This is a genomic window from Pseudomonas sp. CCOS 191 (assembly GCF_001007005.1).
GTDB classification, from domain to species: Bacteria; Pseudomonadota; Gammaproteobacteria; order Pseudomonadales; family Pseudomonadaceae; genus Aquipseudomonas; species Aquipseudomonas soli.
This window is the reverse complement of the sequence record NZ_LN847264.1, coordinates 1,319,599-1,332,834: the sequence shown is the minus strand read 5'-3', so window position 1 is coordinate 1,332,834 and position 13,236 is coordinate 1,319,599. Positions and strand designations below refer to the sequence as shown.

General features: G+C 62.5%; 9 protein-coding genes. 6 read left to right on the top strand and 3 right to left on the bottom strand.

Annotated elements, in window-relative coordinates; all coding sequences use genetic code 11:
* The first annotated feature begins 5 nt into the window (after window positions 1-5).
* Entirely contained in the window at window positions 6-926 is a 921-nt protein-coding gene (argF, locus tag CCOS191_RS06040) for an ornithine carbamoyltransferase (RefSeq protein WP_046854449.1), read from the top strand.
* Complete coding sequence (locus CCOS191_RS06035; protein WP_046854448.1) at window positions 923-2,032, top strand: ABC transporter ATP-binding protein; 1,110 nt, start codon at window positions 923-925, stop codon at window positions 2,030-2,032. The genes argF and CCOS191_RS06035 overlap by 4 nt, the downstream gene beginning before the upstream one ends.
* Before the next feature lie 79 nt (window positions 2,033-2,111).
* Here CCOS191_RS06035 and CCOS191_RS06030 read toward each other — a convergent pair whose 3' ends face one another.
* The gene (locus CCOS191_RS06030; protein WP_046854447.1) at window positions 2,112-2,891 is read right to left on the bottom strand and encodes a PhzF family phenazine biosynthesis protein; all 780 of its coding nucleotides are present in this window, start codon (window positions 2,889-2,891) and stop codon (window positions 2,112-2,114) included.
* A gap of 99 nt (window positions 2,892-2,990) precedes the next feature.
* Window positions 2,991-3,461 carry a Cys-tRNA(Pro) deacylase gene (ybaK, locus tag CCOS191_RS06025; RefSeq protein WP_023629020.1) on the bottom strand — a complete coding sequence of 157 codons (471 nt, stop codon included), beginning with the start codon at window positions 3,459-3,461 and terminating at the stop codon, window positions 2,991-2,993.
* A 305-nt stretch (window positions 3,462-3,766) separates the two neighbouring features.
* Between ybaK and CCOS191_RS06020 the strand changes: the two genes are divergently transcribed.
* From CCOS191_RS06020 to glpD, 4 genes are all read left to right on the top strand, one after another.
* Window positions 3,767-4,618 carry an MIP/aquaporin family protein gene (locus CCOS191_RS06020; protein WP_046854446.1) on the top strand — a complete coding sequence of 284 codons (852 nt, stop codon included), beginning with the start codon at window positions 3,767-3,769 and terminating at the stop codon, window positions 4,616-4,618.
* A 77-nt stretch (window positions 4,619-4,695) separates the two neighbouring features.
* The gene (gene glpK / locus CCOS191_RS06015) at window positions 4,696-6,195 is read left to right on the top strand and encodes a glycerol kinase GlpK (RefSeq protein WP_046854445.1); all 1,500 of its coding nucleotides are present in this window, start codon (window positions 4,696-4,698) and stop codon (window positions 6,193-6,195) included.
* 132 nt (window positions 6,196-6,327) lie between these two features.
* Window positions 6,328-7,083 (top strand): DNA-binding transcriptional repressor GlpR, encoded by a 756-nt coding sequence (gene glpR, locus CCOS191_RS06010; protein ID WP_023629017.1) that lies wholly within the window; start codon window positions 6,328-6,330, stop codon window positions 7,081-7,083.
* A gap of 234 nt (window positions 7,084-7,317) precedes the next feature.
* On the top strand, window positions 7,318-8,847 hold the full coding sequence (glpD, locus tag CCOS191_RS06005) for a glycerol-3-phosphate dehydrogenase (protein WP_046854444.1): 1,530 nt from the start codon (window positions 7,318-7,320) through the stop codon (window positions 8,845-8,847).
* Window positions 8,848-8,898: 51 nt separating this feature from the next.
* Here glpD and CCOS191_RS06000 read toward each other — a convergent pair whose 3' ends face one another.
* Window positions 8,899-13,206 (bottom strand): NEL-type E3 ubiquitin ligase domain-containing protein, encoded by a 4,308-nt coding sequence (locus tag CCOS191_RS06000; protein WP_046854443.1) that lies wholly within the window; start codon window positions 13,204-13,206, stop codon window positions 8,899-8,901.
* Window positions 13,207-13,236 lie beyond the last annotated feature (30 nt).

The window sequence follows — 13,236 nt, the reverse complement described above, 5'->3', positions numbered from 1 at the left end:
CAATCATGAGCGCTAGGCACTTTCTCTCCCTGCTGGATTTCACCGCTGACGAATTGCTCGGCGTGATCCGTCGCGGCATCGAGCTGAAGGACCTGCGTAAACGAGGCGTGCTGTTCGAGCCGTTGAAGAACCGTGTGCTGGGGATGATCTTCGAGAAATCCTCGACCCGTACCCGAGTCTCCTTCGAAGCGGGCATGATCCAGCTTGGCGGCCAGGCGATCTTCCTGTCGCCGCGCGACACCCAGCTGGGCCGCGGCGAGCCGATCGCCGACAGCGCCATCGTGCTGTCGAGCATGGTCGACGCGGTGATGATCCGTACCCACGCCCACAGCACCCTCACCGAATTCGCCGCCAACTCGAAGGTGCCGGTCATCAACGGCCTGTCCGACGAATCGCACCCCTGCCAGCTGCTGGCCGACATGCAGACCTTCTTCGAGCACCGTGGCGCGATCCAGGGCAAGACCGTGGCCTGGGTCGGCGACGGCTTCAACATGTGCAACTCCTATATCGAAGCTGCCGTGCAGTTCGATTTCCAACTGCGCATCACTTGCCCAGAAGGCTACGAGCCCGATCCGCGCTTCCTGCAACTGGGTGGCGACCGCGTGCAGATCATCCGTGATCCGAAGGAAGCCGTGCGCGGCGCCCACCTGGTAACCACGGATGTCTGGACTTCCATGGGCCAGGAAGAGGAAACTGCACGGCGCCTGGCGCATTTCGCGCCTTACCAGGTCACCCGCGAACTGCTCGACCTGGCGGCACCCGACGCCCTGTTCATGCATTGCCTGCCCGCCCACCGTGGCGAGGAAATCAGCCAGGACCTGCTCGACGACCCCCGTTCGGTCGCCTGGGACGAAGCTGAGAACCGCCTGCATGCGCAGAAGGCCCTTCTGGAATTCCTTGTAGAACCGGCTTACCACCACGCATGAGTCAACAGCTACTGCTCAACCTGCGCAACCTGGCCTGTGGCTATGGCGACCAGCGCATCGTCCAGAACCTCAACCTGCATCTCAACGCAGGCGACATCGGTTGCCTGCTGGGGTCCTCGGGTTGCGGCAAGACCACCACGCTGCGCGCCATCGCCGGGTTCGAGCCGGTGCACGAAGGCGAGATCCAGCTGGGCGGCGAGGTCATCTCCCGCGCCGGGTTCACCCTGGCACCGGAGAAACGCCGCATCGGCATGGTGTTCCAGGACTACGCGCTGTTCCCCCACCTGACCGTCGCGCAGAACATCGCCTTCGGCATCGGCAAGCACCCACGCCAGGCGGCGGTGGTCGAGGAGATGCTCGAGCTGGTCAAGCTGGCCGGCCTCGGCGGGCGTTACCCACACGAGTTGTCGGGCGGCCAGCAGCAACGCGTGGCCCTGGCCCGGGCGCTTGCACCGGAGCCACAGCTGCTGTTGCTTGACGAGCCGTTCTCCAACCTCGACGTGGAGCTGCGCCGACGCTTGAGCCATGAGGTCCGCGACATCCTCAAGAGCCGCGGCACCAGCGCCATCCTGGTCACCCACGACCAGGAAGAAGCCTTTGCCGTCAGCGATCATGTGGGGGTATTCAAGGAGGGCCGCCTGGAGCAGTGGGACACGCCCTACAACCTCTACCACGAGCCGCAGACCCCGTTCGTCGCCAGCTTCATCGGCCAGGGCTACTTCATTCGCGGCCAGATGAGCAGCCACGAAGCAGTGACCACCGAACTCGGCGAACTGCGCGGCAACCGGGCCTATACCATGGCACCCGGAAGCTCGGTGGATGTGCTGTTGCGCCCCGACGACATCATCCATGCCCCCGACAGCACGCTACGGGCACAGGTCATCGGCAAAAGCTTCCTCGGCGCTTCGACCTTGTATCGCCTGCAGCTTCCCACCGGCAGTCAGCTCGAAGCGATCTTCCCCAGCCACAACGACCACTTGCTCGGCCAGGACGTCGGCATCGCCGTCGCCGCCGATCATCTCGTGCTGTTCCCGGTACCTGGTAGCGTTGCCGCGCAGCTACCGCGCCAGGAGAATGGCGTGCGTCGAATCAGCTCGGCGCTCTGAGGTTCGACAGCAGCGCGTGGCAAACCCGTTTCCACGTCCTGTAAACAGGCGTGGGGCGGGCTCGCCCGATTACTTTGAATCAGACCATCAAAGTACCAGAGGCCACCAAACGGGCCTGTCCACCGATCTTCACCCGCTCCCCCTCCAGCCGACAGAACAGCTCGCCACCGCGTACGGACCGCTGGTAAGCGTGCAACTGTGACTTGCCAAGGCGTGCCGCCCAGTAAGGAATAAGCGAGCAGTGAATGGAACCCGTGACTGGATCCTCCGGGATCCCGATACTCGGTGCAAAATAGCGCGACACGAAGTCGTGCTCTTCACCCGGCGCCGTTACGATCACGCCCAAACCCGGCAGTCTCGCCAACGCCACCATGTCTGGCGCGCAGGCACGCACGGTTTGCTCAGAAGCCAGTACAACCAGCAGCTCCTTGGTCTGGTATACCTCCTGTACCTCGCACCCCAGCGCCTCGGCCACGGCCACCGGCTCAGCCAAAGGCTGCGCATCGATGCGCGGGAAATCGAGCCACAGGCGGCCCCCTTCACGCGTCACGCTCAATGGACCGGACAGGCTTTGAAAGTCCAGACGAGGCTTCTGCTCACCATAGACCTCGAACAGCACATGGGCACTGGCGAGGGTGGCATGACCGCACAGCGGCACTTCAGTTGCGGGGGTGAACCAGCGAATCCGGTAGCCCTCTCCTTCAGCGACCACGAACGCAGTTTCGGCGAGGTTGTGCTCGGCGGCGATCTGCTGCATCAGCACATCGTCGAGCCACTGCTCCAGGTGGTAGACCATGGCCGGATTGCCGGCGAAGGGCCGGTCACTGAACGCATCGACCTGGTGAAAATGCAGCTGCATGCCACGACTCCTGTGTAGGGCGGAAAAGGCCACGAGCATGGAGCAAGGCGCCTGGACCGAACAGTGACAGAGTCGTGGAATTTGAATCAGTACAGATGATCAGCCGCGGCCGATCTCGGCGAATTGTGCCTGGGTATGGGCAGCGAGCACTGCTGCGGCGAGTTCCACTTCCAGTCCGCGGCGGCCAGCGCTCACATGAATCGTTTCATGTTGTTGCGCCGATTGGTCGATGAAAGTGCGCAGGCGCTTCTTTTGTCCCAGCGGGCTGATCCCGCCAACCAGGTAGCCCGTGGCGCGCTGGGCAGCCTGCGGGTCGGCCATTTCGCATTTCTTCACGCCGGCCGCATGGGCCAGCGCCTTCAGATCGAGCGTCCCGCCCACCGGCACCACCGCCACCAGCAACTCACCTTTTTCGCTGCTGGCGAGCAGCGTCTTGAACACGCGCAATGGGTCAAGGCCGAGCTTTTCCGCCGCCTCCAGGCCGTACGATGCAGATTTCGGATCATGTTCGTAGCTGTGCACGCGGTGCTCGGCACGCGCCTTTTTCAGCAGGTCCAGGGCGGGGGTCATCAATGGCTCCAGGCGATCACAAGTCGCCCGGTACTTTAGGGTAAATCCGCCGGGGCAGCCAGCGCAGCACCCAGGCTAGAGCAGTGGCCGTGGATTCACCGCGGGGCACGCCAGTCAGAATGTGGCTGAGCGTTCATTTTCGACCTTTGACATCAGCGTTTCTTGTCTATATTTTTTCGTTTATGAATAAATGGTGCACCTATAAGGTGCGCTTCCTGTACCCGCCCGGCGTCAATGGGGATCGACTCCGGGCTTTTTGCTGTCGAGCGCCCAGCGCCTCACAACAACAAGAACCGAGGTCATACATGACGACTGCTCTACGACAACCCACGCTATCCGCCCAGTGCCTGGCCGAATTCCTCGGCACTGCCCTGCTCATATTCTTCGGTACCGGCTGTGTCGCCGCGCTCAAGGTCGCCGGTGCCAGCTTCGGCCTGTGGGAAATAAGCATCATCTGGGGGGTCGGCGTGAGCATGGCGATCTACCTCACCGCCGGTGTGTCCGGCGCGCATCTGAACCCGGCGGTCAGCATCGCGCTGGCCGTTTTCGCCGGCTTCGACAAGCGCAAGCTGCCGTTCTACATGCTCGCTCAGGTGTGCGGCGCATTCTGCGGCGCCGCGTTGGTGTACTTCCTGTACAGCAACCTGTTCTTCGATTTCGAACAAAGCCACGCCATGCTGCGCGGCAGCCAGGCCAGCCTCGAACTGGCCTCGGTGTTCTCCACCTATCCGCACCCGGCGCTGTCCACCGGCCAGGCGTTCCTGGTCGAAGTGATCATCACCGCCATTCTGATGGCCGTGATCATGGCCCTGACCGACGACAACAACGGCCTGCCCCGTGGCGCCACCGCGCCCCTGCTGATCGGCCTGCTGATCGCCGTGATCGGCAGCGCGATGGGCCCGCTGACCGGCTTTGCGATGAACCCGGCGCGCGATTTCGGGCCTAAACTGATGACCTTCCTGGCCGGCTGGGGCGAAATTGCCTTCACCGGCGGGCGCGATATTCCGTATTTCCTGGTGCCGGTGTTCGCGCCGATCCTCGGTGCCAGCCTGGGCGCGGCCCTGTACCGCGGGCTGATCGCCCGCAATTTGCCGACGACACAAGCCGCGCCCCAACAGACAGACGATAATCCTCAGGGCGACACCCAGGTTTCCTGATGCCAACGCCGAGCCCGGGCTGACACCCGGCGCCCGCCACGCCCTGAACTACCCCCTATTCGTGCAAGGCCACCGACATGACCGATACCCTGGACAAGAACTACATCATCGCCCTGGACCAGGGCACCACCAGTTCGCGCGCCATCATCTTCGATCGCGACGCCAACGTGGTGGGCACCTCGCAGCGTGAATTCGCCCAGCACTACCCACAGGCGGGCTGGGTCGAGCACGACCCGATGGAAATCTTCGCCACCCAGAGCGCGACCATGGTCGAGGCCCTGGCCCAGGCCGGCATCAGCCACGCCCAGGTCGCCGCCATCGGCATCACCAACCAGCGCGAGACCACCGTTGTCTGGGACAAGGAAACCGGGCGCCCGGTGTACAACGCCATCGTCTGGCAATGCCGGCGCAGCACCGAGATCTGCGCCCAGCTCAAGCGCGACGGCCATGAGCAGTACATCCGCGAGGCAACCGGCCTGGTCACCGACCCGTACTTCTCCGGCACCAAGCTCAAGTGGATCCTCGATAACGTCGAGGGCGTGCGCGAGCGCGCCGAGCGTGGCGAGCTGCTGTTCGGCACCATCGATACCTGGCTGATCTGGAAGTTCTCCGGTGGCAAGGTGCATGTCACCGACTACACCAACGCCTCGCGCACGCTGATGTTCAACATCCACAGCCTGCAATGGGACGAAAAGCTCCTCGATATCCTCGGCATCCCAAGCCAGATGCTGCCCGAGGTTCGCCCGTCGTCCGAAGTCTATGGCCATACCAAGAGCGGCATTGCCATCGCCGGTATCGCCGGTGACCAGCAATCGGCGCTGTTCGGCCAGATGTGCGTGGAGCCCGGCCAGGCCAAGAACACCTACGGCACCGGCTGCTTCCTGCTGATGAACACCGGTGACAAGGCGGTGCAATCGTCCCACGGCCTGCTCACCACCATCGCCTGCGGCCCGCGTGGCGAAGTGGCCTACGCCCTTGAGGGCGCGGTCTTCAACGGTGGTTCCACCGTGCAGTGGCTGCGTGACGAACTGAAGATCGTCAACGATGCCTACGACACCGAGTACTTTGCCAGCAAGGTCAAGGACAGCAACGGCGTCTACCTGGTGCCGGCCTTCACCGGTCTGGGTGCGCCCTACTGGGACCCGTACGCCCGCGGCGCGCTGTTCGGCCTGACCCGTGGCGTCAAGGTCGACCACATCATCCGTGCCGCCCTCGAGTCGATCGCCTACCAGACCCGTGACGTACTCGACGCCATGCAGCAGGACTGCGGCCAGCGCCTGTCCGAACTGCGCGTGGACGGTGGCGCGGTGGCCAACAACTTCCTCATGCAGTTCCAGGCCGACATTCTCGGCACCTGCGTCGAACGCCCGAAAATGCGCGAAACCACAGCGCTGGGCGCCGCCTACCTGGCGGGCCTGGCCTGCGGTTTCTGGAGCGGCCTGGACGAGCTGCGCGACAAGGCGATCATCGAGCGCGAGTTCAGTCCGCAGCTGGACGAAGCGGCCAAGGAGAAGCTGTACAAGGGCTGGCGCAAGGCTGTTGATCGCACCCGCGACTGGGAAGATCACGACGCCTGATAGCGAAAGCATCGCGGGGCGAGCCCCCTTGCCACGCCCCGCGACGATCCTTTGCGCATCAACCAGACTGGTCCTACACCACGACCTACGGCATCATTGCAGAATTTGTCCGGCTGCCCCAAAGGACCGCCCATGAATCTGCCTCCACGCCAACAACAAATCCTCGAGCTTGTCCGCGAACGCGGCTATGTCAGCATCGAGGAAATGGCGCAGCTGTTCGTCGTCACCCCGCAGACCATCCGCCGCGATATCAACCAGCTCGCCGAAGCCAACCTGTTGCGCCGCTACCACGGTGGTGCCGCCTACGACTCGAGCATCGAAAACACCGCTTACGCCATGCGCGCAGACCAGATGCGCGACGAGAAGCAACGCATCGCCGACGCCGTGGCCCGGCAGATTCCCGACCATGCCTCGCTGTTCATCAACATCGGCACCACCACCGAATCCATCGCCCGCGCCCTGCTCAACCACAATCACCTGAAAGTCATCACCAACAACCTGCACGTGGCGGCAATCCTGGCGGCCAAGGACGACTTCGAAGTGCTGGTGGCCGGCGGCACGGTCCGCCGCGACGGTGGCGTGGTGGGCCAGGCGAGCGTCGACTTCATCAACCAGTTCAAGGTCGATTTCGCCGTGGTCGGCATCAGCGGCATTGACGAGGACGGTAGCCTGCTGGACTTCGACTACCAGGAAGTACGGGTATCCCAAGCCATCATCGCCAATGCCCGCCAGGTGCTGTTGGCCGCGGACTCGAGCAAGTTCGGCCGCAATGCCATGGTTCGCCTGGGCTCGATCAGCCTGGTCGACTGCCTGGTGACCGACCAGGCACCTTCCCCGGCCCTGACCCAGTTGCTCAACCAGTACAAGATTCGCCTCGACGTGGTTTGAGACCGCGCGCCTCGCCTATTGCAAGCCGTTGGGTCGAGCACCGTCCTGGCGGCGCTTGATCTTCCTGCCTTGCAAATCGATCACCCTGCCTTTTCGCAAATGTTCATTTCCCTGTCATCCGATCAGTTTTTTCTATGAAGACTGACTGGCAGGCGCCTGTTCATTACGCTACTATTTTCGGAAACGAACATTGATGTTCACTTTCGATGTGAACAGCCCCAGGAGGCCTTGCCCGTGTCCCAGCCCGTTTCGTCCCAGCCACCCCTCCAAGACTGCTACGACCTCGCCGTTATCGGCGGTGGCATCAATGGCGTGGGCATCGCTGCCGATGCCGCCGGGCGCGGCCTCAAGGTGTTCCTTTGTGAAAAGGATGACCTGGCACAGCATACCTCCTCGGCCAGCAGCAAGCTGATCCATGGTGGCCTGCGCTACCTGGAGCACTATGAATTCCGCCTGGTACGCGAAGCCCTGGCCGAGCGCGAAGTGCTGCTGGCCAAGGCGCCGCACATCGTCAAGCCCATGCGTTTCGTGCTGCCGCACCGCCCGCACCTGCGCCCGGCCTGGATGATCCGCGCCGGCCTGTTCCTCTACGATCACCTCGGCAAGCGCAAGCGCCTGGGTGCTTCGTGCAGCCTGCGCTTCGGCCCGGGCTACCCGCTCAAGCCGGCCATCACCCGCGGTTTCGAATATGCCGACTGCGCGGTGGATGACGCCCGCCTGGTGGTGCTCAATGCCATGGCCGCCCGTGAACACGGCGCGCACATCCATACCCGCACCCGCTGCCTGCGCGCCGAACGCATCGATGGCCTGTGGCAGGTGGAACTGCAGCACGCCGATGGCAGCCTGCAGACCATCCATGCCCGCGCCTTGGTCAATGCTGCCGGCCCCTGGGTGGCCAGCTTCATCAAGGACGACCTGAAGCTCGACGCGCCCTACGGTATCCGCCTGATCCAGGGCAGCCACCTTATCGTGCCGCGTCTGTACGAAGGCGAACATGCCTACATCCTGCAGAACGAAGACCAGCGCATCGTGTTCTGCATCCCGTACCTGGACCGTTTCACCCTGATCGGCACCACCGACCGCGAATACAGCGGCGACCCGGCCAAGGTGGTGATCACCGAGCAGGAAACCGATTACCTGCTGAATGTGGTGAACGCCCACTTCAACCACCAACTGAGCCGCAGCGACATCCTGCACACTTACTCCGGCGTGCGTCCGCTGTGCAACGACGAATCGGACAACCCGTCGGCGGTGACCCGCGACTACACACTGGCGTTGTCCGCAAGTGAAGGGCAGGCGCCGCTGCTGTCGGTGTTCGGCGGCAAGCTGACCACCTACCGCAAGCTGGCCGAATCGGCCATGGCCGAACTCAAGCCGTTCTTCACCCAGATGCGCGGCAGCTGGACTGCCGATGCGCCATTGCCGGGCGGTGAAGACATGAGCACTGCTCAGGCACTCGCCGAAGACATCCAAGCCCGTTACAGCTGGTTGGCACCAGATATCACCAAGCGCTGGGCAGTAACCTACGGCAGCCGAGCCTGGCACTTGCTTGACGGCATGAACGGACCAGAGGACCTGGGTCAATCCATCGGTGGCGGACTGTTCAGCCGTGAAGTGGATTATCTTTGCCAGCAGGAATGGGCGCTGGACGCCGAAGATATTCTCTGGCGCCGCACCAAGCTGGGCTTGTTCACAAGCATCACGGAGCAACAGGCACTTGCCACCTACCTGCGGGCTCGCTCCGAACAGGCTTGCGCCGCTTGAAAGCATCCCATGCGCCCCGCAATGGGCGCATAGGACCGATTGCGCAGGTAATCAGGAATACAGACGCTGGTAGACCTCATGGGCCAGCGTCCTGAGCAAACGGCGCTCGGCAATCTCGAACTCGTACATCAGTGCATTGCTGCGTAGCGTGAAGGTCCAATCATCAATCCGGCTTTGCTCGACATCTGCCTCAAGCGCCTCCATGCGCAGCCGGAGGGGTTCAGCCAATGCAGCGAATCGAGAAGCGTAGCGCTCGCGCACATGCGCGGCCCAGAACGGGCGCTGTGCAGTCGACTCGATCAACGCATCCGCCGTTTCAGCGCCCAGTACCTGGTCTCGCGCGCGAAGCACGTCACTGGTAGTCACCCGGGCATGACTTTGGTAATGCATCGAGTCCGACTCCAGCGGCAAGCCGAGTGGGTTTAGCAGCTTGTAACGATAGAAAAACCTTACCTCTATCTCATCTGCCGGCAGGCTGGCCTCACGCATTCGCTGAACGTGCCGGGCCGCGATCCGGTCCACCTCATCCAGGCGGAACAATGATCGCCCAAGGCGCATCAGCCGAGCCTCGACATCAACAGCAGGCACACCACTGATTGCTCGCTCGACCAGTACGCCGAGCTCCAACTGGCTGAGAATCAACAACAGGCCGTCTTCGCAGGTGCGCTGGCCGGACGCCTCCAGAAACAACCGCTGGCGTACCGCCTCATGCTGTTCACAGTAGTCCAGGATACGCCACACTCGGGTTCGGTAATGGCCTGCATGCTCACCGAAGTCCACCGAGTCGGAAAAATCGGCCAGGAATCGAAACAACCCCGCTGATCCAGGTTCCTCGCTCAGCGCCTGCCACACTGCCCGCCAACGTTCACGCTCACGCCCACTGGCCGAACCCAGCCAGGTTTCACGCAATTGCTCATCAACTGGCTGATGACGAAATCCTGCAGCACCTCTTGCCGCGCCCACCGCACCGCCGCTGGCTTCGTCCAGCAGCTCCTCGCTTCTTTCATCCAGGGGATTGTCATGCAGGGCGAGCTGCTCGACCTGCTGGCGCAACTCCAAGAGGTCCTGGCGCAGTTGACGGATGCGGTTGTCGCGAAGGTCGACGGCGGCCCGCCAGGAAACGCGATCAGGCAGCGCCTCCAGCCCCACAGCCCGCAAACTCACGGTGCGCAGGCTGCGTAGATGAGTCAATACCGGGGCCCGGCGCAGTGGATTGTGGCTGAGGTCCAGCACCTGTAATGAATGAAGCGTGGCAAGCCGACGCTGGCCTGCCTGATTGAGCTCGATCCGGTTGCCTTGCAGATGCAACTGCCGCAGATGCTCCAATGTCTCGATGCCGGCTGGAATTTCAGTCAAACGGTTGCCAGACAAGTTCAACTCGACCAGGTTGGGGAAGCGCCGCAAAAAGCCCTCATCCAGCTGAGCAAGCGCCATGTCGCGGAGCGTCAATCGCCGGATGTGGTGGTAATCCACTCCCTCGGGCAATACGGGCAGGCTACCGACGCGCTCACCTTCGATTTCCAGTACGTACTCGTCAGCCAGGTTGGTGAGTTTGCGCCGCCAGCTACGCCGCAGCGCATTCGCTACATTTCGCCGCCTGCGCGCGTCCAGCGCGTTGACGGCCTCGCGGCGCCACAACCGCAAATGGCTTTTCAGACTGGCCAATTGCTCCTGCAACTGGGCGTAATGCTCCCAGAAACCTATGCGCCGGTTCATCAGATTCATCAGGTAGATGTGAATTTCATCGTCGCTGAGCGTCGGGAAAATTCGATGAATACCGCGTCTGATGGCTTGTCGGCTCCCCCCCGCCCGCCCGCTCAAGGCATACCCCAGACGCCCGTCTGCAAAGCCGGTCGGCGGGTGGAAAGCACTCTGCGATACCATGCCCATCAATCGAGCCGCCTGTTCCCTATCGGCTGCGGCATTGGCCGCCAGCCTTTCGCCCAAGGCCGTCGCGCTTGAACTGCTGCCATCGGGCAATGCCGCTTGCTCTTCTTCCAGAGAGCCATACAGCGCATGCATCAGGTCTGTCGACTCAACCGGCCCCGAAGGCCATCTGTAGCCGTCGCCATGCCTGGTGATCACCCGGATAGCGTCGCTTTCCAACGCCCCATGGGCAGCCAGCAGCGGACCATTCACAGAACCCTGTCGCAGCTCTATCCGTACTCCGCTCCCCCACGGCGCCAGCCCATCGAGCAGCCCCAATGCCAGCCGCTCGGTATCGGCGTTAGCCAACCTGGGCAGGCGCAAACCGGCACAGGCGCGATCTATACGGTGCTGTCGTGCGAGCCAACGCGCACGCTCAGCCAGTGCCAAAGGCACGCGACCGGCTGCGAGACGCTCGATCTCGGCACCCGTGGCGGTCGTGAACAGTTCACGCGCCGTACGCGCGGTCAAGGTGGGGAACTGCCTCAACAGCACGGACTCTTCAGGGCTCGGCGACATCTGGCGCTCCCTGAGTCGCTGTGCCAGCGCAGGGCCAGAGAGAGTTGGAAAATGCTCGTTCACCTGATGCAGCTCCAACGCATCCACAATCCTGGCCGGTGCTGCCGCACCCTGCAGGTGAAGCAACCTGATACATGCCTCATCAATGCCGGTGACCTGAAGCAGATAGTCAGCTGTCGTATCAGGTAACTCACACCACCTTTCGTTGAAGCGCCGCACCAGGTTGCCCGCACCCTGCCAGTAATGCGGCTGTTCCAGCTCATGAACCCAACCGCCAGCATCGTTGCTCTCGATCTGCGGGCGATAAGCTCCAGCATCGCGTGGGTGTTGCACGCGCGAGGTACCGGTAAGCGGATCATCGACTATACGCAGCGCCAAGCCATTGTGTTGCCATGCCCATTCCTGGTCGCCAGCAGCGACATTGCGCGGTTCGTGATAGGCGGCCAGATCGTCGGCCATCAACTTCAGGTCACCTGTCGAGGTGCATATCGGCGCCAGGCCGTCTACGAACATCGAGCGGTCAAGTGCCTTCACGGCTACCGCTGCCCCTTTGGCCATCAGCGCCCCTAGAACAACGTTCTCAGCCACGCCGAAAAGATGGTCCAGAGCCCCTTGGCGATCACCAATGCGCCAATCCTGGTAACCCTCGTAGACTTCACTGGCAATCTGCACCGCTGCCACCGCCAACATCACTTCGCCCACCACGGGAATGAAAAGGCCCGCCAGGTTCAACAGGTCCAGCCCAAACGATGCGTAGCCGGCTAGACGACGATCTCGCGCCTCTTGATCCTCGTCGCCTGTAGGGACGGCAAGTACCCTGGCGTCGTCGAGCATTTTGCTGATCCATAGCGCCCGCAGGTGTTCGAACAAGGGGGCATCAATGACCAGGTGGCGCCCATCGAGTAATCCCCCTTGCGCTGCCGTGGCCTGCAGACGGTCCTCGAGCACGGTGAAGAATGCCCCCCGGTCCCGCTCGCTTATGAAGCGTGAAAAGAATCCGCGAAAGGTCTTGTCCCGCAGCCGTTTGGCCAGCGCGTCATACAGCGCCTGCCATGAGTCATAACGCGCAACGGGTAATAGCGGATCGCCAGGAATCCAGGCAATCACGCCTAGCAAAGGCTCATCAAGCCCCTGCCGCAACTCCAGTGCCACCACACCTCTCACGCATTTACCGAGCAGGTACAGTTGGCGCGGCATGATCACGCCTGGCAACGCAGGCACGATCGGTTTGGGCGCAGTTACTGGCAACAGGTGCAGATAGCTTTGCTCATCAAGCTCCCCCTTGAGTGCGGCAATGCGCACAGCCACCTCAAAGTGACCTCGCAGGCTCTCCTCGAAATGTCGATGCAGCCGCTGCGCAGCCTGTCCAGGAAGGTCATCTGGCTGATCGGATGGCACCAGGTGCTGGTTGAGAAGCGCCTGGTAGCGCCCCCCTATATCTACTTCACGACACAGCCCTGCGAAAGCCTCGAATCCCAGCGGCAGTACACGGCCGGAGGCAGCATGCAATTGCCCCTTGCGCCTTAGCGCAGGCCGGGTCTCGGTGACATGGAAATTTTGCAGGGCGGCAACCAAAAGCGTGCGGATGGAGGAACGTTCATAGTTTGGTCGATAAAGGCTGGGGACTACCGTCGGTAAACTGAGCTGCTCGACGATGCGGACTGTGCTGTGCCGGACATCGGGGGTGGCAACGCCACGAGCGCGAAGCGCATGCTCCAGCAATTGCTCACCAAACTTATCCAGCGAAGGAATACCGTTCAATACCTGCTTCAGCGCGTTCGTCGCCGCCTCCTGTCGACGTAGCGCGAGGCGCAGCGACAGCAAGCGATCCACGCCGTGCCGAGTCATCCACACGGGTAGTTGCCGTGCTATCAGCCCATCGATCGAATCCGGGAACAACTGCGCAACTGTCATGTCATGGCCCTTGGCGAGATGAGAACATCA